At 61.0% G+C, this 20,723-nt stretch carries 21 protein-coding genes; 15 read left to right on the forward strand and 6 right to left on the reverse strand.

The window, feature by feature from the left end; all coding sequences use genetic code 11:
- Positions 1 to 121 precede the first annotated feature (121 nt).
- The 7 genes from ACA074_RS03205 (at position 122) to ACA074_RS03235 (ending at position 7,704) form a co-directional block, all read left to right on the forward strand.
- Positions 122 to 1,189 (forward strand): DUF2333 family protein, encoded by a 1,068-nt coding sequence (locus ACA074_RS03205; RefSeq protein ID WP_187678516.1) that lies wholly within the window; start codon positions 122 to 124, stop codon positions 1,187 to 1,189.
- 3 nt (positions 1,190 to 1,192) lie between these two features.
- Positions 1,193 to 1,750 (forward strand): NUDIX hydrolase, encoded by a 558-nt coding sequence (locus ACA074_RS03210; protein ID WP_497678427.1) that lies wholly within the window; start codon positions 1,193 to 1,195, stop codon positions 1,748 to 1,750.
- A gap of 187 nt (positions 1,751 to 1,937) precedes the next feature.
- Positions 1,938 to 2,309: a translation initiation factor Sui1 gene (locus ACA074_RS03215; protein ID WP_007914613.1), complete on the forward strand. Its 372-nt coding sequence runs from the start codon at positions 1,938 to 1,940 to the stop codon at positions 2,307 to 2,309.
- A gap of 220 nt (positions 2,310 to 2,529) precedes the next feature.
- Complete coding sequence (gene speA / locus ACA074_RS03220; RefSeq protein WP_497678428.1) at positions 2,530 to 4,443, forward strand: arginine decarboxylase; 1,914 nt, start codon at positions 2,530 to 2,532, stop codon at positions 4,441 to 4,443.
- Between the two features lie 233 nt (positions 4,444 to 4,676).
- Entirely contained in the window at positions 4,677 to 6,026 is a 1,350-nt protein-coding gene (locus ACA074_RS03225) for a type VI secretion system Vgr family protein (RefSeq protein ID WP_497678429.1), read from the forward strand.
- Positions 6,023 to 6,817 (forward strand): DUF4123 domain-containing protein, encoded by a 795-nt coding sequence (locus tag ACA074_RS03230; protein ID WP_489880649.1) that lies wholly within the window; start codon positions 6,023 to 6,025, stop codon positions 6,815 to 6,817. Before ACA074_RS03225 ends, ACA074_RS03230 begins: the two co-directional genes overlap by 4 nt.
- An 11-nt stretch (positions 6,818 to 6,828) precedes the next feature.
- Entirely contained in the window at positions 6,829 to 7,704 is an 876-nt protein-coding gene (locus ACA074_RS03235) for an alpha/beta hydrolase (RefSeq protein WP_497678430.1), read from the forward strand.
- Here ACA074_RS03235 and ACA074_RS03240 read toward each other — a convergent pair.
- Complete coding sequence (locus tag ACA074_RS03240; RefSeq protein WP_497678431.1) at positions 7,698 to 9,047, reverse strand: MATE family efflux transporter; 1,350 nt, start codon at positions 9,045 to 9,047, stop codon at positions 7,698 to 7,700. The two genes, ACA074_RS03235 and ACA074_RS03240, sit on opposite strands and share 7 nt — an antisense overlap.
- 215 nt (positions 9,048 to 9,262) lie before the next feature.
- Positions 9,263 to 9,556, reverse strand: coding sequence for a hypothetical protein (locus tag ACA074_RS03245; protein WP_126359744.1), 294 nt, complete (start codon positions 9,554 to 9,556; stop codon positions 9,263 to 9,265).
- Positions 9,557 to 9,690: 134 nt separating this feature from the next.
- Here ACA074_RS03245 and ACA074_RS03250 point away from each other — a divergent pair, with 134 nt between their 5' ends.
- From ACA074_RS03250 to ACA074_RS03270, 5 genes are all read left to right on the forward strand, one after another.
- Complete coding sequence (locus tag ACA074_RS03250) at positions 9,691 to 9,993, forward strand: MazG-like family protein (RefSeq protein WP_187678510.1); 303 nt, start codon at positions 9,691 to 9,693, stop codon at positions 9,991 to 9,993.
- Positions 9,993 to 10,742, forward strand: coding sequence for a methyltransferase (locus tag ACA074_RS03255; RefSeq protein WP_497678432.1), 750 nt, complete (start codon positions 9,993 to 9,995; stop codon positions 10,740 to 10,742). Before ACA074_RS03250 ends, ACA074_RS03255 begins: the two co-directional genes overlap by 1 nt.
- Positions 10,743 to 10,754: 12 nt before the next feature.
- Entirely contained in the window at positions 10,755 to 11,369 is a 615-nt protein-coding gene (locus ACA074_RS03260) for a DUF4136 domain-containing protein (protein ID WP_497678433.1), read from the forward strand.
- 54 nt (positions 11,370 to 11,423) lie between these two features.
- Positions 11,424 to 11,981, forward strand: coding sequence for a DUF4136 domain-containing protein (locus tag ACA074_RS03265; protein WP_489880645.1), 558 nt, complete (start codon positions 11,424 to 11,426; stop codon positions 11,979 to 11,981).
- A gap of 116 nt (positions 11,982 to 12,097) precedes the next feature.
- Positions 12,098 to 14,086: a TadG family pilus assembly protein gene (locus ACA074_RS03270; protein WP_497658606.1), complete on the forward strand. Its 1,989-nt coding sequence runs from the start codon at positions 12,098 to 12,100 to the stop codon at positions 14,084 to 14,086.
- On the opposite strand, the gene ACA074_RS03275 is transcribed toward ACA074_RS03270, so the two are convergent.
- Together ACA074_RS03275 and ACA074_RS03280 are read right to left on the reverse strand one after the other, a co-directional pair.
- A complete protein-coding gene (locus tag ACA074_RS03275) occupies positions 14,083 to 16,818 on the reverse strand; it encodes a PAS domain-containing sensor histidine kinase (protein WP_497678434.1) in 2,736 nt (911 codons plus the stop codon). The genes ACA074_RS03270 and ACA074_RS03275 overlap by 4 nt on opposite strands.
- Positions 16,815 to 17,255, reverse strand: coding sequence for a TadE/TadG family type IV pilus assembly protein (locus tag ACA074_RS03280; RefSeq protein ID WP_187678504.1), 441 nt, complete (start codon positions 17,253 to 17,255; stop codon positions 16,815 to 16,817). Before ACA074_RS03280 ends, ACA074_RS03275 begins: the two co-directional genes overlap by 4 nt.
- Positions 17,256 to 17,330: 75 nt before the next feature.
- Here ACA074_RS03280 and ACA074_RS03285 point away from each other — a divergent pair, with 75 nt between their 5' ends.
- Both ACA074_RS03285 and ACA074_RS03290 read left to right on the forward strand, forming a co-directional pair.
- Positions 17,331 to 17,801 carry a prepilin peptidase gene (locus ACA074_RS03285; protein WP_401268798.1) on the forward strand — a complete coding sequence of 157 codons (471 nt, stop codon included), beginning with the start codon at positions 17,331 to 17,333 and terminating at the stop codon, positions 17,799 to 17,801.
- A gap of 124 nt (positions 17,802 to 17,925) precedes the next feature.
- Positions 17,926 to 18,705, forward strand: coding sequence for a response regulator (locus ACA074_RS03290; protein WP_497678435.1), 780 nt, complete (start codon positions 17,926 to 17,928; stop codon positions 18,703 to 18,705).
- A 38-nt stretch (positions 18,706 to 18,743) separates the two neighbouring features.
- Here the strand turns inward: ACA074_RS03290 and ACA074_RS03295 are convergent, their stop codons facing one another.
- Together ACA074_RS03295 and ACA074_RS03300 are read right to left on the reverse strand one after the other, a co-directional pair.
- Positions 18,744 to 19,151, reverse strand: a complete 408-nt coding sequence (locus ACA074_RS03295) for a response regulator (RefSeq protein WP_401268794.1) — start codon at positions 19,149 to 19,151, stop codon at positions 18,744 to 18,746.
- 71 nt (positions 19,152 to 19,222) lie between these two features.
- The gene (locus tag ACA074_RS03300; RefSeq protein WP_489880642.1) at positions 19,223 to 19,432 is read right to left on the reverse strand and encodes a Flp family type IVb pilin; all 210 of its coding nucleotides are present in this window, start codon (positions 19,430 to 19,432) and stop codon (positions 19,223 to 19,225) included.
- 338 nt (positions 19,433 to 19,770) lie between these two features.
- Between ACA074_RS03300 and cpaB the strand changes: the two genes are divergently transcribed.
- On the forward strand, positions 19,771 to 20,718 hold the full coding sequence (gene cpaB / locus ACA074_RS03305) for a Flp pilus assembly protein CpaB (protein ID WP_497678436.1): 948 nt from the start codon (positions 19,771 to 19,773) through the stop codon (positions 20,716 to 20,718).
- Positions 20,719 to 20,723: the final 5 nt, after the last annotated feature.

A 20,723-nucleotide genomic window follows, 5' to 3' on the forward strand; every position in this document is an offset into this window, starting at 1 on the left:
CAGATGCGTCAAGCGTCCACACGATTTGCGGCTTATCTTTACTGGCGGGTGCCGGCCCAAGGCACGTTGTTGTATGGTTGTGGTCGAACCGTTGAACCCAAGTGATTGAAAGGATATCGCCATGCTGGACTGGAAAAACCGCGCGGGCGCCGCGCCTGAACGTGCCGCCGAGCCCAAGTCGGCCACCCGCAGCTATGTTGGCGGGCTGTTGTTCAGCCGCGCGCTGGCCACCCTGGTCGGCATTTACCTGTTGGTAACCATCGGTCTTGGTTGGTACTGGAGCCAGGAACCGGCGCTGTTTCCCGTGGCGCAGAACGCACAAGTGGCTGCCGAGAAAGAAGGCAAGCAGATGGTCATCGGCTACACCACGGTGGAAACCCTGAAATCCGTCGCCGGCACCCTGCTCGACAAGCCGGGCGGCTACATTTCCAACGACCGCTTCCCGCCGGGCTTGTGGATGGACAACACGCCGAGCTGGGAATACGGCGTGCTGGTACAGGTGCGTGACCTGACCCGCGCCCTGCGCAAAGACTTTGCCCGTTCGCAATCGCAATCGGCCGAAGACGCCGATCTGGCCAAGGCCGAACCGCGCTTCAACTTCGACAACAAGAGCTGGATCCTGCCGTCCAGCGAGTCGGAGTATCAGGAAGGCATCAATTCCCTGAGCCGCTATCAGGCACGTCTGTCTGATCCATCGCAGAAAAACGCGCTGTTCTATGCCCGCGCCGACAACCTGAACAACTGGCTGGGCGATGTCGGCACCCGTCTGGGTTCGTTGTCCCAGCGACTGTCGGCCAGTGTCGGTCGAGTCAAACTCAATACGGCGCTGAAAACCGAAACACCGGCTGTGGGTGAAGTACCGCAGGTTGATGAAGAAATCGTCGAAACCCCGTGGATGCAGATCGACAACGTGTTCTACGAAGCGCGTGGTCAGGCCTGGGCACTGTCGCACCTGCTGCGTGCCATCGAAGTCGACTTCGCCGACGTACTGGCGAAGAAGAACGCTACGGTCAGCGTGCGTCAGATCATTCGTGAACTGGAGGCTTCGCAAGAGCCCGTCTGGAGTCCGATGATTCTCAACGGCAGCGGCTTCGGCGTGCTGGCCAACCACTCGCTGGTCATGGCCAACTATATTTCCCGGGCCAACGCAGCAGTCATCGACTTGCGTCAACTGCTCAACCAGGGTTGATTCATGAGCCACAACGCCAAAGAGGCGGCCCATCGCGCCGCCTCGGATGCCGAACAGATCGCCTGGGTCGACGATCAGGACAACCTGCTCGGCGCCTTGGTGCGTGCCGATTTGCGCGAACGCGGGCTGATCGGGCGGGGCACGTACATCATGTTGTTCAATTCCGCTGGTGAGCTTTGTGTGCATCGGCGTACCTTGAGCAAAGCCATTTATCCCGGTTACTGGGACGTGGCAGCGGGCGGCATGGTGCAGGCCGATGAAACCTACGCCGAATCGGCGGCCCGTGAGCTGGAAGAAGAGTTGGGCGTCAGTGGCGTGGAACTCACCGCTCACGACCATTTCTACTTCGAGGACACCGGCAACCGCCTGTGGTGCTCGGCGTTTTCCGCCGTGTGGGATGGGCCTCTGAAACTGCAACCGGAAGAAGTGCTGGAAGCGCGCTTTATCCCGGTCGAGCAAGTCATGCAGGAAATCCAGCGAAAGCCCTATTGCCCGGACTCTTTGGCAGCGTTGCAGCGCTATCTCAAGGCTCAACAAAACGACGTCGCAAAGAACACATAAATTGGCGCCGATTGGCACTTAGCAATTGGGTTTTTTGCCGTTACACTGCGCGACCTTTTCAAGCTGTACCGGCCTGCGTTTGTTGAAGCATCGGTGCAGTAGCGCTGCCCCTGCCTGAGTGGGGCTTCGCGGTCGATGACCTTGCCCAAGGTCGCGATCAGTCTTTGTCCTCCCAAGAGGATTGCCGGTGGCCAAAAAAGCCGCATCCTTCGCCGCCCTGGGCGGTCTGGTATTTTCCACCGACGCAGGTCGTCATTGCCCGGAATGCAGTAAGCCGGTTGACGCCTGTATCTGCAAACAAACCGTGATCCCGGCCGGAGACGGCATTGCCCGCGTGCGTCGCGAAAGCAAAGGCCGTGGCGGCAAGACGGTGACCACCATCACCGGCGTGCCCCTGGCCGAAGACGCACTCAAGGAGCTGGCGACAACGTTGAAGAAACGTTGCGGCACCGGCGGAGCCTTGAAAGACGGGATCATCGAAATCCAGGGCGATCATGTCGAGCTACTCTTGGCTGAACTGATCAAGCACGGTTTCAAAGCGAAGAAGTCCGGCGGCTAGCAGCCTCTGTGAAAACCACCTGCGGCTTGATCCGGTGCTGATGGTTGTCAGTTCCGGCGTCGTCTCCATGGTTTTCACAGAGCCTGTTCATGACCGGTTTCTAAACTCCACGCGGTCAGCGCGGTCTACCGCCGCGCTGACGAACCGTCATTTTCATTCTTTAGACTGCGCCAGCCTGCATTTCAGGTAACGCACTATGACTTCTTTATAGGGGACTTCGATGTCCGTACGACGCACACGCAAAGACGATGGCAGCCAATGGACAGTTGCGGACAGCCGCAGTGTTTACGGGATTCGCCATTGGGGGGCCGGGTATTTCGCGATCAATGACGCCGGTCGCGTCGAAGTTCGTCCGAACGGCCCGAGCAGCTCGCCTATCGACCTGTTCGAGCAAGTCGACCAACTGCGCAAAAGCGGTTTGTCCTTGCCGTTGCTGGTTCGTTTCCCGGACATCCTGCAAGACCGCGTACGTCAGCTGACCGGCGCCTTCGATTCGAACATCGAGCGCCTGGAATACCAGAGCCAGTACACCGCGCTTTACCCGATCAAGGTTAACCAGCAAGAAGCGGTGATCGAGAACATCATCGCCACCCAGGACGTCTCCATCGGTCTGGAAGCCGGCTCCAAGCCTGAGCTGCTGGCGGTGCTGGCACTGGCGCCGAAGGGCGGCACCATCGTCTGCAACGGCTACAAGGACCGCGAGTTCATCCGTCTGGCGCTGATGGGCCAGAAGCTCGGCCACAACGTGTTCATCGTGATCGAGAAAGAATCCGAAGTCGGTCTGGTGATCGAAGAGGCCGCCTCGCTGAAGGTCAAGCCACAGGTTGGCCTGCGCGTGCGTCTGTCGTCGCTGGCGTCGTCGAAGTGGGCGGACACCGGTGGCGAGAAATCCAAATTCGGTCTGTCGGCGGCGCAGTTGCTGTCGGTGGTCGAGCGCTTCCGCGCGGCCGGCCTGGATCAGGGCATTCGCCTGCTGCACTTCCACATGGGTTCGCAGATTGCCAACCTGGCTGACTATCAGCACGGCTTCAAAGAAGCGATCCGTTACTACGGCGAGCTGCGCAATCTCGGTCTGCCGGTCGATCACATCGACGTCGGTGGCGGTCTGGGCGTTGACTACGACGGCACCCACTCGCGCAACGCCAGTTCGATCAACTACGACATGGACGATTACGCCGGTGTCGTGGTCGGCATGCTCAAGGAATTCTGCGACGCGCAGAGCCTGCCGCATCCGCACATCTTCTCCGAAAGCGGCCGTTCGCTGACCGCGCACCACGCCATGCTGGTGGTGCAGGTGACCGACGTCGAGAAACACAACGACGAAATCCCGCTGATCGAAAACAAGGAAAACCTGCCGGAAACCGTGCAATGGCTGGTTGACCTGCTCGGCCCGACTGACATCGAAATGGTCACCGAGACCTACTGGCGCGCCACCCACTACATGAGCGACGTGGCTGCACAGTACGCCGACGGCAAGCTGACCCTGGCTGAAAAAGCCCTGGCCGAGCAGTGCTATTTCGCGGTGTGCCGTCGCCTGCACAACTCGCTCAAAGCACGTCAGCGTTCGCATCGCCAAGTGCTCGACGAACTCAACGACAAACTGGCCGACAAGTACATCTGCAACTTCTCGGTGTTCCAGAGCCTGCCGGACACCTGGGCAATCGATCAGGTGCTGCCGATCATCCCGCTGCACCGTCTCGACGAAGAGCCGCTGCGTCGCGCGGTGCTGCAGGATCTGACCTGCGATTCCGACGGCAAGATCAACCAGTACGTCGACGAGCAGAGCATCGAGACCAGTCTGCCGGTGCACGGTTTGAACGAAGGTGAAGACTACCTGCTGGGCGTGTTCCTGGTCGGCGCCTATCAGGAAATCCTCGGCGACATGCACAACCTGTTCGGTGACACCGACTCGGTGAACATCTATCAGAACGCCGATGGCAGCGTGTACCACGCCGGCATCGAAACCCACGACACCATCGAAGACATGCTGCGTTACGTGCACTTGTCGCCGGAAGAACTGATGACTCACTATCGCGACAAATGCGCCAGTGCCCGTATCAGTGCCAGCGAGCGCACGCAATTTCTCGATGCCTTGCGTCTGGGCTTGACCCGCTCCTCCTACCTGTCTTCCTGAGGCCAGGTTGCGATCTCGCCGGGTTGTCTGAAATTTTCCCGCAGGCTGTGGAAAATTCGGATGACCCGGTGGGATACATCCCAAAATCTTCGCGAAATGCTTGGCTATCCTGGCCAGCAAAGTCATCCGGTCTGCTTTTCGCGTAGGTCATTTCCTAAGTTGTACTTCAGCTCTCTACTCGGCCATGGCTCTCGGCGAGAATCCCCGAACGCCCCTCCTGTAGAGATCCGCCTATGTTCGATCCAGTCAACGAGTCGTCGTTTCGTCTCGATGTAGCGGGCCTGTCTGACCCTTTCGAAGTCCTGGCCTTTACCGGTAGCGAAGGCCTCAACGAACCCTTTGCGTTCGAGATCGATGTGTTGATCGACGATCCGCAACTGGACCTTGCCGGCCTGCTTTACCGTTCGGCTTTCCTGTGTTTCGGCCCGTCGGGGGAGGGCGTGCACGGTCAATTGCAGAGCCTCGTCCAGCATGAGCAGGGGCACGGTTCCAGACTGAGCCGGATCCGCCTGGGGCCGAAACTTGGCTGCCTCGATCTGCGGATCAGTCAACGGATTTTCAGTGGCCGTTCGGTGCCACAGATCATTGAGCAAGTGCTCAGGGAGCACGGCATCGTCGGCGCGCAGCGCCGCTTCGAGTTGCGTGGCGACTACCCGGCGCGCACGTTCTGCACGCAATACCGTGAATCGGATCTGCAACTGCTGCAACGCTTGTGCGCGCAGGCGCGGATTCACTATTTCTTCGAGCACCAGCGCGGCGGCCATTGCCTGGTATTCGGCGATGATCCGGCGCAGTTGCCGTTGGCTGACGCCGCGTTGTATCAGGGCGAGCCGGCCGATCCTTTTGCCGGGCCCGCGGTACACCATTGGCAATTGCAGGAAACGTGTCAGGCCGAAGGCACCTCGCTGGCACCACAGGCCGAAGGACGCAGTGACCTGGCGGCGTTGCGTAGCGGCCAATGGCTGCGTCTGGTCGGGCATCCCTTCGCCGAATGCAATCGCCATTGGTTGCTGACCAAGGTGGAACACAGCGCCGATCCGGCCCTTGATCTGCCTTATGCCAACCGATTGTTCGGTGCGCAGCAGGTGCCAGCGTGTGCGTCGGCCGCCGAGCCATCGAGACTGCGCATGCACAGTCTGCAAAGGGCCTGGGTGGTGGCGGTCGACGAACCGCAGCCCGATCATTTCCGCCCGGTGGCGGTGCAGTTCGACTGGCTCTATCAGGGTGAAGGTGCGGCGCCGAGTCACTGTTGGCTGCCGCTCGCGCCAGCCTTGGCTGATGCGCCGCTGGCGGCGCTGGGCGATGGCGTCGAGGTAGTGGTGAGTTTCTTTGAAGGCGATCCGGATCAGCCGATGATCAGCGGGGTGCTGCAACCACCGGTCGCCGCCCCGAACATCACCGATGACCCGCCGCCACCATTGCCGGAGAAACTGGTCTGTGAAGGCTTGCAGCAATTGCTGACGTCCGGCGAGCCGCTTTTGTTGCTATGCCTGATGCCCGGAGGCGGCAGTTTCAGCCACTGCACAGAGGTCGTCTGCAGTTGTCGGTTACTCACCGCGCTTGAACAGAGCGGCGCAACATGAGCGGCGCGGCGCTGGAGCCGATGGCGCAATGGCTGTTGCTCGACGGCCCGGATGCAGCGCGGGCCTTGACGTTACTGCGACAGGCTTTCGCCGACGTGCGGCGCTTCTGGCTGTTTGACGGTACCGAGTTCGAGCCGGTCAGCGAGCACGGCCCGGTGCTGATCGACCTGCGTGATAGCCAGGCGCTGGGGTCGTTGTGTCAACGCGATCCGGATACCTGGCGCGGCTTGCTGCTCGGCAGCGAGGCGCCGGCGCCTGAACTGCTGAGCCACTTGCAACGCATGCTCACAGTCTCGTTCGGATTGAACCATCGGGCCTTGCTCAGTTATTACAATCGCCAGACCGCCAGCTATTTCTTCGACGCCTGTGACGCTGGCGAATTGAGTCGCTGGCTTGGCCCGATCCGCCAATTGCGCTGGTTCGGTGGCACCTGGGCCGATCGTGCGATTGGCAGTCAGGGCTGGCAGCAGTTGCGCAACCCCGGGCTTGCCGTAGAACCATTGAACATCGAAGAAAGCCTTACGCGACGGCAGCGCGAACGCCTGCAAACTTGCCTGTTGGAGCAGCACATCTGGCGCTGGTGCCAATCATTCGGAACCGATTACGCAACGATGGCCTCCCATGTTCAACAGGGTCTGGCGCTGGGCTTCAGCGACCGCAGTGTGCTCGATGGCTGGTTGTGGCTACGCTTGCTGCATCCGCGTGCCGTGCTGGTGCCGCCGCCGGTGGGGCTGACCCAGCAGGAGCGGCTCGACCATGTGCGTCGCCAATGGGGTGGCGATCAATCGTGAGGTTCACGCGTATGGCAGGTTTTTTCCGGCAAGGGTTCGGCGCAGTGATCGGCGCTTTAGTACTGTTGCTGCTCAGTGCGTGTTCGCCGGTAAAACTGCTCAATGTGCTGACCCCGGATAGCACGTTTGAAAAAACCACGGGCATTGCCTACGGTGACGATCCCCGGCAGAAGCTCGATGTCTACGTGCCGCGTGATGCATTGGCCGATGCGCCGGTCGTGGTGTTTTTCTACGGTGGCAGCTGGAACAGCGGCGCGCGCGAGGATTACGCTTTTGTTGGCGAGGCGCTGGCGTCCCGGGGGATTGTCGCGGTCGTGGCGGATTATCGGTTGTATCCGGAGGTGCGTTATCCACTGTTTCTTGAAGACAACGCGCGGGCGGTGGCGTGGACCCGTGCGCACATTCGCGAGTTTTCCGGTAATCCGCAGCGCTTGTATCTGATGGGGCACAGCTCCGGTGGCTACAACGCGGCGATGCTGGCGCTGGATGGCGACTTGCTCGCAGCGGTGGGGATGTCGCCCAAGGACATCAGTGGCTGGATCGGTCTGGCCGGGCCGTACGATTTTCTACCAATCGTGAATCCTGATGTGCGCCCGGTGTTTTTCTGGCCGGACTCACCGCCGCAATCGCAGCCGATCAACCACGTCAATCGCGGCGCGCCGCCAGCGCTGCTGATCGCGGCGAGCAAGGATAATCTGGTCAACCCGACGCGAAACACCGGCGGTCTCGCCCATAAACTGCGCGAGGCGGGTGTGCCGGTGCAGGACTTGTATTACTCGAGACCCAATCACATCACGCTGGTGGCGACATTGTCACGGCCACTGCGGCGGCTGGCGCCGGTGCTCGATCAAGTGGTCGGCTTTATCGAGCACACGCCGGCTCAGTGAGCCGCGCCGTTAAACCAGCCGTCATTACGCTTGAGCCACAGGGCCTGTGCGCCGAGCGTCAGGCTGCGCAGCACCATGAACAGCAGGAACGTAATCCACAGGCCATGATTGCCCAGACCTTGCAATGCCCAGGCGAATGGCACCAGCAGAACCACCGTCAGCAGCATGCCATTGCGCATTTCCCGGGCGCGGGTGGCGCCGATGAACAGGCCGTCGAGCAGGTAGCTCCAGACCGCAATCAACGGCAGCACGGCGAGGTAAGGCAGGTAGACGAACGCGGTGTCGCGCACGCTCTGGATGTTGGTCTGCATCTCGATGAACAAGTGCCCGGCCAGTAAAAACAGCAGGGCAAAGCCAAGGCTGGCGATCAGCGACCAGCCACCGGACACCACCAGCGAGCGGCGCAAGGCCAGGCGATCGCGGGCGCCGATGGCATGTCCGCACAGGGCTTCGACCGCGTGAGCCAGACCGTCCAGCGCGTGCGCCGTCAGCAGCAAGCCGTTGAGCAACAGCGCGTTGGCGGCGACCGTCGCATCACCGAGTCGCGCGCCTTGCACGGTGATCAGGAAAAACACCGATTGCAGGGCCAGACTGCGGATGAAAATGTCGCGGTTGACCGCCAGCAGCGGGCGCCAGCTCTGCCACACTTTCAGCGCAGCCCAGGCGATGTGCCCGGGATAGGCGCGCAAGGCTTTGCGGGTCAGCAGTAGACCGAGCAGGGCACCGCTCCATTCGGCAATCACCGAGGCCCTGGCCGAGCCGACCACGCCCCAGTCCAGACCGATGACGAACCACAGATTCAGCACGATGTTGATCAGGTTGGTGGTCAGCAGAATCGCCAGCGGCGCCCGGGCGTTCTGGGTGCCGAGGAACCACCCCACCAGCGCATAACTGGCCAGTGCGGCAGGCAGCCCGAACAGTCGGGTATGGAAGAAGTCACGAGTGAGCTGATCGAGTTCCGCCGACGGCTGCATAAAGTGCAGCGCAACCCCGCTTAGCGGCACGCCCAAGGTGCCGAGAACCAGCGCCAGTCCCATCGCCAGCAGCAACCCTTGCAGCAAAATCTGCCGCAACGCCGCGCCATCGCTGCGCCCGGCCGCTTGCGCGGCGAAACCGGTGGTGCCCATGCGCAGAAAACCCATGGCCCAGGCGAGAAAGGTGTACAGACTGGCGCCAACCGCCACGGCGCCCAATTGATGGGCGTGAGGCAAGTGGCCGATGACGGTGCTGTCGACCAGCGCTACCAGCGGCACGGAAATATTGGAGAGGATCATCGGCGCGGCAAGCACCCAGACCTTGCGGTGAGTCGGGCGGTCGCGCCAGTCGGCAATCAGGTTGGACATGCGGGCTCCTTGGGGGAGCGGGCATTGTAGCGGTTCGTTGGGGATTTGCTTTGCTCGGATAACCAGCCCCTCACCCCAGCCCTCTCGCGAGGGAGAGGGAGCCGATCTTCATGCTGCTCAACCCTGAAGTTTCAGGTCGGCGTATAGCTGAAGAACAACTCGGTCGGCCCCCTCTCCCCTTGGGAGAGGGCTGGGGTGAGGGGTTTTATGTGAGGTCAGTGAATAATCCAGCTCAACAACCACAACCCCAGCAGCAACCAGATAATCCCGGCAATGATCGACGCATTCATGAACGCGCGAATCGCCGACCACAGCAGCATCAACCCGACGATCAGCGCGATGATGCTGATGATCGAAGTGTCCATCCCCAGCGTCTTGGCCAACCCATCGACAAAGTTGCCCCCGGCGTTGCTCAGCATGTTGAACAAACCACTGAGGCCATCGACGATAAAGCGGATGACCGAACCGAGTGCCTGGCCGAGCCATTCGAAAAAGCTTTCTACCTGCATGTGTGCATCCTGATGAAAGAGCTGAGCCTTGGGCCACAACGCAGGTGGCCGAGTTCCCTGCAAGCATAGAGCTTTCTTTGGCCCTTGCCTTCAACCGGCAACCCCCCGAAGCTATACGCCTTCAGGAGAGCCCGATGAACCTTGTTGAACTGACCGAACGCCTGCACGCCATTCGCGACCGCAATGACTGGCGGCAATTTCACAGCCCGAAAAACCTCGCCATGGCCGCCAGCGTCGAGATGTCTGAACTGGTGGAGATTTTCCAGTGGCTGACGGAAGACCAGTCGCGCCAGTTGCCGGCGGACAAACTCGCCCATGCCGGACAGGAAGTCGGCGATATCGTCCTGTATCTGTTGCTGCTGTGCAGCGAATTGGGGTTGGACATGAATGAAGTGGTGCGCAGCAAGCTCGCCGACAGCGAACGGCGGTTCGGCTGATGAGCGACCGGCATTTCGATCAGTTGGCGACCCGTTTCGCTGAAAAAATCTACGGCGGTGCCAAGGGCGCGATTCGCCTCGCGGTGTTGCAGGCTGACCTTGCCGAAGCACTGCCGGATCGTCCGTTGCGGGTGCTCGACATCGGTGGCGGTCTGGGCCACATGTCGCTGTGGCTGGCAGAGCGCGGGCACGACGTGACCTTTACCGAGCCTGCCGAGCCGATGCTCGAAGGCGCCCGCCAGCGGTTCGCCGAAGCGGGGCAGACGGCGACGTTTATTCAGGTGCCGTGGCAGGAACTGCTCGGGCAACTCACGGAACCCTATGATCTGGTGATCTGTCACGCTGTGCTGGAATGGCTGGCCGAACCCCACGCAATCCTGCCGGTGTTGCATCAATTGACCAAACCCGGTGGTTGGCTGTCGCTGGCGTTCTACAACCGCGACGCGCTGATCTACCGCAATCTGCTCAAGGGCCATTTCAAGAAAATGCGCAAGAACGTGATGGCTGGCGAGAAACAGAGCCTGACCCCGCAGATGCCGCTTGACCCACGAGAATTGGCAACGCAACTCGAAGGCTTGTGGCAGGTCGAAAGCCAAAGTGGGGTGCGGGTTTTCCACGACTACATGCCGGTGGAGTTCCAGGCCCGCGCCGAACTCGTGGATTTGCTCGAGATGGAACTCGCCCACCGTCGTCACCCAAGCTTCGCCGGGCTTGGGCGCTACCTGCACTGGATCTGCCGGCCGATCTGATCGGAGCGCAAAATGAAAGCACAATCGGGGTTACTGCTGATCTGTCTGGGGTTGGCCGCCTGTCAGGGCAGCAACCCCTACGTGGCGCAGTCGCGGCCCTTGCCGCCGGCGCCAGCGCAAGCCGCCAACACCTTTGACCGCAGCGCGTATCCGGCGCCGCCGCGTGATTACGGGCGCTACCGCAGTTGGGCCTGGCTCAACGGCCAACTGCCGCCAGGCACGGCATGGGCGGATTCGGCGCAAGTGGCTGAAGCGGTGAGCAACGCGCTGGATCAGCGCGGCTTGCGTCCGCTGCACGACAATCGCCCGGCGGACCTGTTCGTCACCGCCAATCTGCGTCTGGAAACCCGCTTGCGTCAGGTCCAGGACGATTACGGATACGGCTACGGCGGATACAGTGGCTATGATCGTTATGGTCACGGTTACGGCATGTACAACAGCGTGCCGGTCGTGCGCACCTATCAGGAACAGGTTGTGGTGGTGCGAGTCGACCTGTTCGACGCCGGCACCGGCCAACCGGTGTGGAGTGCCAGCGCCGAAACCGCCAACAAGGGCAGCCAGATCGATCGCACCGATGCGATTCGCGAGGCTGTGGAAAAGGCCATGTCGGCGTATCCTCCGAGCTAGCTTCGGTTAATCGAGAAGCTCTAGCAGGTTCATGTCTTCAACCGGAGAAAAACCATGTACCGCCGTCTTGCTTTATTCGCCATGGTTGCGCTGCTCAGCGGCTGTGCCGCCAACCGGGTCAATCACGACTTCGACGCCAGCCGCGACTTTGCCGGCTATCGCAACTGGAGCTGGAAAGACCCCGCCCTGCAATACCGTCCCGATGATCCACGGATCAAAAGCGACCTGACCGAACAACGCATCCGTCAGGCCGTCACCGATCAACTGGACCAGCGCGGTTTGCGCCCGGCGCCTGCCGGCGCCAAGGGTGACTTGAGCGTGCAGACCTACCTGATCGTCGAGGATCGTCAGCAGCAAGTGACGACCAACTACGGCGGCGGTTGGGGTGGCCCGTGGAATGGTTACTGGGGCGCGCCGATGTACAACGAGACGCGCAACATTACCTACAAGGTGGCGACAATCCAGATCGACCTGCTCGATGGCAAGGACGGCAAACTGGTGTGGCGCGGCAGCGATGAGCAGATGCTCAGCAGCACGCCGAACCCGACGGATCGCAGCAATGCCATTCGCGAGACGGTGGCGCGTATCCTCACCAACTACCCACCGCGCTAGCATCCACCCCTTGTTGTTTTGTGGCGCACGAAATGGCGCGTTGCCACCAGCCCCGTCTACACTCAAAACCACCCACGGAGGTAGCGCTCGGCAGTGCGCCGGCAAAGGAGTGCGCGATGTCACCTCGTTCGCAATTCAATGGCCCGGCCCGCCAGCGCGGGGCGATCGGTTTGGTGGCGGCGCTGACCCTCGGCCTGGCCTTGGTGTGCATGGTGCTGGTGGTCGACAGCGGTCGTTTGTACATGGAGCAACGCAGCTTGCAGCGGGTGGTCGATGTGGCCGCGCTGGAGGCGATCTCGCGCGGTGGCGATTGCCTGACAGGCGCCAGCGCAAACGGCTACGCCACGGCCAGTGCGGCACGCAACAGTTTTACCGTGGCGCAGGGCAGGACCCTGACCGTAACGTGCGGCACCGTGCAAACCGGTGCAAACAACCTGCGAGCCTTCGCCGCCGACGCCTCGAAAAAAGAAGCCATCAGTGTGGTCGCCACCCATGTTGTGCCCACCAGTGTGGCCGCCGCGCTCTACGCCTTGTTTTCGCCGGGCAGCGTGTCCCCGACCACGCGGCTCTCGGCCACGGCGGTTGGTGCCTCGGCTATTCTGCCGCCGCAAGCCCAATTGACCATCGGCACCACGGCGCTGACCATCGATGCCAGTAAGTCCGCTGCTCTGAATTCGTTGATCGGGCAGATGCTCGGCGGCAGCCTCAACCTCAGCGTCGCTGGCTGGCAGGGGCTGGTCGAGACCCATATCAATCTGCTCAGTTACCTCAATCAACTGGCGGTCGACGTTAATGTGGACGCGGGCAACTACACCCAATTGCTGAGCAAGAACATCCAGATCACCCAACTGATCGATACCGCCATCACCGTACTGACCAAGGGCGGTACCACCACCAGCGTGGCGGTCAACGGTCTGCTCGGACTGAAGGGGGCGGTTGGCAGCACTTCGGTGGCGCTCGGGCAATTACTGCAATTGCAGACCGGGGCCACGTCGGCGGCGCTCAATGCCAATCTGCAAGTGTTCCAGTTGATCGAAGCCGTCGTGCAAGTGGCTAACAGTCAAAACGCGCTGGTAGCGAGCGTGCCGTTGAGCATTCCGGGACTTGTCAATGGTTCGGTCAAAACCAAAGTCATCCAGCCGCCGCAATTGTCGGCCGTGGGCAATCCGCTGCTGGCCAAGGCTGATCCCATGGGTGCCAACCGGATCTACGTGAAAACCGCGCAGGTGCGCACGCTGATCTCGCTGAATCTGCCGGTGCTGTCTGGCGTGGCCGGGCTTGCCAATGCCATTGTCAGTACGCCGCTGGTGGGCGGGCTGACCGATACCTTGAACAATGTGCTGCACCTGAACATTGCCGGGGCATTGAACTCGGTGTTCTGTGCATTGGGTGGCACCTGCCAGCGCACCGATCTGAAGATTCTGCCCACCTCGACCATCGACATTTTGCTGGAGGCCGCCGCCGCCGACAGCCATGTCACCGATTACAGCTGCACCAGCGATGCGACCAAGACCCTGACCACCCAGACCAACTCCTCGGTGGTCAAACTCAAGGTCGGCAAGATCGACGCCACCAACGCGTTTTCATCCTCGGGGGATGTCACCGTGCAGCCGCTGGCGTTGATTGATGTCGGCGTTATTACCTGCACCATTCCACTGCTGGGCCTGGGCCAGCCAACCTGCGATCCCAACTCGCGCAAACCGTTCTACGGCGGTGGCCTCGGAGTGATGGTGGATACCTCGGTGGCCAGTATGCAGAGCATCCACACCTACAACCAGCCACCGGAAATCAAGCAAACGCCGCAGAACTTCAGCTTCGGCACGCAAGGGGTCGTCAATAGCCTCAAAGGCACCTTGAGCGGGGTTCAGGTGCAGGCTTACAAACCCACCGGTTCGAGCCTGCTGGGTGGCTTGCTCACTACTACCGCCGACGTGCTGGCCGGCGTCAACAGCACGCTGGGCGTGGTCATCGGTAACCTGCTCAGCCCGGTGCTCGACCCGATTCTTGACGGTTTGCTCGCCAACCTCGGCATCACCCTGAACAAGGTCGACGTCGGCGCCAACCTCAGTTGTCGACCACCGGGGCAACCGATCCTGGTGATCTAGTCGGTCAGCGCAATCGGTAACTCGATACAGAATCGCGCGCCCTCGTCGCCATTGCGCACGCTCAGGCGTCCGCCCATGTTTTCGACGATGCCGTAACTCACCGACAAGCCCAGACCGGTGCCGACACCGACCGGTTTGGTGGTGAAGAACGGCTCGAAAATCCGCTCCAGCAGCCGCGGATCAATGCCGCCACCGTTGTCTTCGACCCATAGCCGCACCACATGCTCGTCGCACTCGGCGTACAGGGCGATCCACGGCTGGAAGTCGCGATCGGCCTCGCGCTTGCCGAGCAAGGCATCGCGGGCGTTGACCATCAGGTTGATCAGCACCTGCTCAAGCTGATCGACGTAACCGCGCACCTGAACCGCAAAGCCTGCCTCTTTGATGCGCAGCTCGACGCCTTTGCCGCGCAGCCCCTCAGACAACAGCGACAACGCGCCTTCGATTGCATCGAGGGGATTGAACGGATGCTGTTCGATTTCCGAACGGCGGCCGAACACGCGCATGTGATCCACCACTCGCGCCGCTCGCTGGACTTGCGCATCGATGCGATTGAGCTTGTCGGTCAGGTAGTCGATCTGCACATCGCCGTTGCTCAAGCGCTTGAGCACATTGACGATGGCCATGCGCATCACATTCAGCGGCTGATTGATCTCGTGAGCCAGGCCGGTGGCCATTTCGCCGAGGGTGGCCATTTTCGCGCTTTGGGTCAGCTGTTGTTGCGAGCGGCGCACCTCGGTGTTGTCACGGCCCACCGCCTGCACCTCGATCAGTTGCCCGTGCTCATCGAACACCCCGCGATCCGACCAGACCCACCACGCATGTTCGCGACCGGGCAGGCGCAGATTGATTTCGGCGGTACTCACCGGCAGTTCCGGAGTCAGTTGCGCCAAGCGCTGGACGAACGCCTGGCGCTGTTCGTCGGACATCCAGCTGCCCAGGTTCACGCCGGGCAATTGCTCCGGCGCGCACTCCAGATAAGTCGCCAAGGGCCGGTTGCCGAAGGTCAGGGTCAAGTCCGGACGATAGCGGCAAATCATCGCCGGCGAATCTTCCACCAGCATCCGGTAGCGCTCTTCACTGGCCTTGACCTGCTCGGCGGCGAGGGTCGCTTCGGTGACGTCCAGCCACAGCCCGACAGCTTCCACCGGCAGGCCGAGATCGTCGCGCAGCAATTTGGCTTCGTCGAGCAACCAGTGTGCATGGCCCTGGCGGTCGAGCACCCGATAACGCGCGCTCACCGAGCCCTCGCGCAGCAACTGCCGCGTGCGTTCGAAATAGCGAGGGCGGTCTTCGGGGTGGACGTGTTCCACCAGTCGGCCGCCGTCACAATCGGCCAGATTCCAGCCCAGCAACGGTTGCAGACTGGCGCTGAAAAACGTCGGTTGCAGCGCCCCTTCGACGTAGCGTTGCACGTAGATCACCGCGGGTGAGCTGGCGATCAGATTGTCCAGTCGCGCATGGGCAGCGGCCGCCTGTTGCTGCTGATTCTTGATGTCGCTGATGTCGAGCATGAACCCCACCAGCCGCCGCTCGGCGCCGATGCCCAAAGACCGGCCTTGCAAGCGAAACCACAGCGGCAACGATTGATCGCTGCGTTGCCAGCGCGCGTTCAACTCCAGCGGTGCGCCTTCATCCTGCAAAGCTCGCAGACGACTGCGCAGCTCATCACGGTCGGCAGGGTGCACCTGGTTGAACCAGTCCTGAATCGGCAACCGCGCAGTCGTCAAACCCAAGCTGTCAGCCAGAGTTGGGGCCAGTTGCACTGCTGTGCTGTCGCTGCTCATTTCCCACCATCCACTGCCGAGCAGCGCTTGCAGACTTTCCAGACGTTCCAATTGCAGATGATGGCGATGCTCGCGCAGGCGCTCCAGCAGGGGCGCGGCCACGGCAGCGGCCAGCAACAGCCAGTCGTGATCGCCGAGATCGGGTGCCTGCTGCTGCGCGTTATAGCCGGCGCACAGCAACCACGCGGCCACGCCCTGGGCATCGCGGTAAGGCACGGCGAAACCCTCATTCGGGCCGAGCAGCGCGCTCAGGCGTGGCTGCTCGCCAGCCAGTAAACGTTGCGGCAATGCGCCGTTCAGGCTGTCGAGGCCCGTGCCCAGTTGCTGTTGATCACGCCACACCTGCGGCGCGTTCAGCGCCGCGTAATGCTGATGAATCTGCCAGCCCTGACCTTGCTCATCGAGCAACGCCACCGCCAGACAGGGGATGTGCAAATGCTGGCTCAAGCGCTGCAACTGTTCGCCCAGCACCTCGGGTAAACGCGCAAGGCTGCCCAGGCGCAATTGATCGCGAATCTGCGTGGCCAGCCACTGGCATTGCTCGCGGCTGTGCGCCTGACGTCGTTCGCTGAGCAGATCACCGATGTCCAACAACTGCAAAATCCAGCCGTCACCCTGCGCCTGCACCCAACCGCGCAGGTGCAGCGGCGGGCCGCTCAGGCTGAAAAAATCCAGGTCGAGCAATTGTCCTTGCCAGTCCGCAGGCTGTCCCTCTAGTGCGAGGCTGCTGTGGGGCAACACATACTCCAGCAGAGGTGCGGGATGGCTGGTGGATATCCGCTGCGCCAGCACATGCCGCAACGGCCCGCTCATATGATTGACCCGGCCTTTGCCATCCAGATAGAGCTGCAGGCCGACGCTCGGCACCAGAGGGCTGTCCATTGGCTGGACCGTTTCGGGGTGTCGATTGAGCAGGCGGCCGAACAGCTTGTCACCGGAACTCAAAATTGCAGGCTCGACGAGGCGCGCAAAGTCGCAGGCAGGCGCGGCACCGTACCGATGCCCGGCAGCACCAGAAACGGCAGCGCCTGATTCAATTTGCTGGTGGGATAGTTGATGGTCACCGTCAGCACGCCACCGACATAGGTGATGTTGCTGTCCGTGGCGGTGTTGAAGTTTAGCGCGCCGGGCAGCCAGGCCAATTGCCGGCCCAGTTCGGTTCGGGCCGTGGCGGTGACCGCCGTGGAGTAATTGGCCGTGGCGGGGTCAAGCGCCACGCTGCGGCGCACGGCTTCGGCCGTCGACTCATTGAACGACTGCATCAACAACAGCGGCAGGCTGTAGCTGACCAAGCCATAAAACACGGCGAAGAAGGTGACGAACACCAAGGCAAACTCGATGGCCACGGCACCTTTTTGCTTGCGGGGGAGGGCGGTTTTCATGAGTGCGTCTACCCTGACAATCACTACGTAATCTCAGCATAGAATCAATCGGCCAAAACGGACGTTTTTTACCGCATGCACAGCTTTGTCCTACTGATTTGGCTGACCCTTTGCGCGGCACAGGATGCCCGCCAACGGCATATCGGCAACGGGCTGACCCTGGGAGTTGGCGGGTTGGCGTTGGGGTATTTGCTGATCACCGGCACTACCTGGCTCGGCGCTGAAGCCACGCAGGCGGGCTGGGCTGTCCTGCTGGCCCTGGCGCTATCCCTTCCTGGTTACGTGTTGAAACATTTTGGCGCCGGTGATGTGAAACTAATGACAGCCTTGGCGCTGGCGACGGACGGTGCACACCTGCTTGGCGCGTTTATCGGCGCAGCGCTGACCAGTGCGATCTGGTTATTGCTGGTGCCAAAACTCTGGCTGCATATGAGTCAAGGGCTTAGAGAACGTCTTCGATATATGGCTCCAGAAAAGTCAAAAAAGCTGCCATTTGCGCCGTTCGTGCTGGTTGGGACAATCCTGGCGTTGCTTTGGATCCGCTAGTCGCCACCTGTCACTACTGCTATGTACATAGTCGGAAAGTGCGTCTATTTTCAAATCAACGTTGTACAGCCTCGCGCTGTAAGTACAGGAACGGTCAGCCTTTGGCCTGGGCATGGAGTGGCAAGTGAACAAGCTTACGTCTGCGGTAAAAGTTCTGGTGGTCGATGATCAGCCGCTGATTGTCGAAGAACTCTGCGAATTCATTGAGAGCAGCGGCTACCGTTGTGTGCCTTGCATATCGAGCAAGCAGGCGATCGAGCAATTTATCGAAGACACCGCCATCGGTCTGGTGCTGTGTGACCTGCATATGCCGGACATGGATGGCATTCAACTGGTGCAGGAACTGCAACGTTTATCGGGCAAGCATCGGGCCTTTGAAGCGATCATGCTCACCGGCCGTGCCGACAAGCAGGACGTGATCAAAGCTTTGCGCGCCGGGATTGCCGACTACTACCAGAAACCGATTGATCTGAACGAACTGCTCCAGGGTTTGCAGCGCCAGGAAGTGGCGTTGCAGGAACGGCAGAAAACCCTGCAACTGGGCAACCTGAATCAGAAGCTGCAATTCCTCTCCGAGTCGATCGACGATCTTTACCAGGACCTCGACAAAGTCCGCCGCGGCCCTGCGCCTGTGAGGGACGAGGGGGCGGGTGATGCCGAAGGGGCGGTGGAGATACCGACGATTTTCAATCAGTTGTCGCCGCGTCAGCTGGACGTTGCCCGGTTGGTGGGCAAGGGCCAGACCAACTATCAGATTGCCTGTGAATTGGGGATCACCGAGAACACCGTCAAGCTGTATGTCTCGCAGGTCTTGCGCCTGACGCACATGCATAACCGCACCCAGTTAGCCCTTGCGTTGTCGCCGAGCAGTTCAGGACTGCGTCAACGGGTGACCGCGCACTGATTGCTGATGACCCCGCCCATTGAGCGGGGTCAAACCCCTCAACCGATGTTGGCCTTGGACTTGGGAAACAGGTTGTCCAGGGTTTCCAGCAAGCGCACGTGATAGATCGGTTTACGGAACAGGTCCAGCACCTGCAGGCGCAGCATATCGCTGACGTCTTCCATGTCTGCATGCCCCGAAGTGACGATCACCGGAAGATGCTGGCGCGAGGTGTGTTCACGCAGGCGCTTGATCAGCGAGATGCCGCTTTCTTCCGGCATGCGCAGATCGGTAATCACCAGGGCGATATCGGGATGGCGGGTCAGGTGATGCAGGGCGAGTTTCACCGACGTTGCCGTATGACAGATGAACCCTTCGCCCTCCAGCAACTCCGCAAGCTCCAGCAGTGCGTCCTCTTCATCGTCGACGAGGAGCAACTGCTGGCGCGGAGTATGTGAGGAGTTCATGGGCAACACCTGCAATGGACTGAGTGCTGACGTTAGAACTCAATGGCCGCATTGACAAGTTATCGGTCCGATCATGGGGTTGGAGTGAGCGCGGTCTGGATGGCGGTCAGGATTGCGGTGACCTGAGTGCCAATACCGTTACCGAACGCGGCAATCACCAGTGCCACCAGGCCGACCACCAACGCATATTCGATGGCGGAGGCGCCTTCGGTGTCTTTGGCCAGGCCTCTGAAGAACGCGATCTCGGATTTGATCTTTTGAACAATGCGCGAATACGACATGAGAATTCTCCTTGAGCACACCAGGTGTTGCGTGTTCGCAACATGATCTCCCTGTGCCAGCATCAGCATTGTTGGCAAATCCCGAGCCTACAACTGTAAGAACAGATTAATACCTAAGTAGTAGTTCGCCGTTTAACGGCAGAAAACGACATTTGGCGCTTCAAGCCGCTACTTTCGTTGGATTTTTTGCTGTTCGTAATGGCGTTTTGTTCTGGCTGCGCTACCGTCAAATAGCGAAATAGTTGCTTGTTCATAGCTGCCTGATTGCGAAGTTATCTCGTTGGAAGTCACGGGTCATTGCATGAGAGACAAAACGCAGCGGGAAAGGGAGAGCCGTCATGAACAGTCGCGTCACTCTGGGTCTGGCCGGGTTGTTTCTGGTAGGCGCCATCATTGCCGGGTATTGGGGGCTCACCTTGAGCCGGCCGCCGGTGGCCGAACCGGTTGCGGCTCCCGCCGTGGCGCCAGCCGCAATCCCCGTCGCCAGCACCGAACCTGTTGAAGATCCAACGCGTCAGCCCGTCGTTGTGTTGCTGCGCGACATCCCGCCTTTCGTGAAGATCACCGCCGCCGATGTGGCCGTGGAAAAACTGCGCACCGCGCCGGCCGGCAGCCTGGGCAATGTCGATCAGGTCATCGGCCGCACACCATGGCGGCCCTTGAGCGCCGGCAGTTGGCTCAGTGATGAAAGCTTCCAGCCGGGCAGCCCTTTGGCGCGGATGATCCGTCCCGGTGAGCGGGCACTGGCGGTGGCGGTGGATGAAGTGATCAACGCCGGCGGGCAATTGGCCCCCGGCGATTACGTCGATGTGTTGCTGTTCTTGCGCAAGGACGAAAACCATCCGCAGGCCTCGGCGCAACGGGTGGTGACGGCCGTGCGCGTACTCGGCGTCGGCAGCCAGATGGGCCTGACCAACGACGGCCAATCCGCCGGCCCGGCGCGCAGTGATGACGAGCGACTCAAACAGGAACAACAGCGCATGGCCGCCCGCAGTGTGGTGCTGGCAGTGCCGGAACCACTGGTCAGCCGCTTGATGCTGGCGTCCAGCGCCGGGGTGTTGCGCCTCGCGGTGCGCAGTGCCGATGAACAGCAACTGGCGAAATATTGGGCCGGCGAAAACGATGTCGCCACTCAACTCGACACGCCTCGGCGCGAGCTGGTCGAGTTCAGTCAATTGTCCCTCACCGCTCCACCCAAACCCATGGCCGTGGCCGGTCAACCGGCGGCGCGCAAACCGACCGTGGAAGTTATCCGCGGTGCTGAAACCGCACAACCCACTCCCTGAATCGA

The organism is Pseudomonas sp. LBUM1655 (assembly GCF_059716085.1).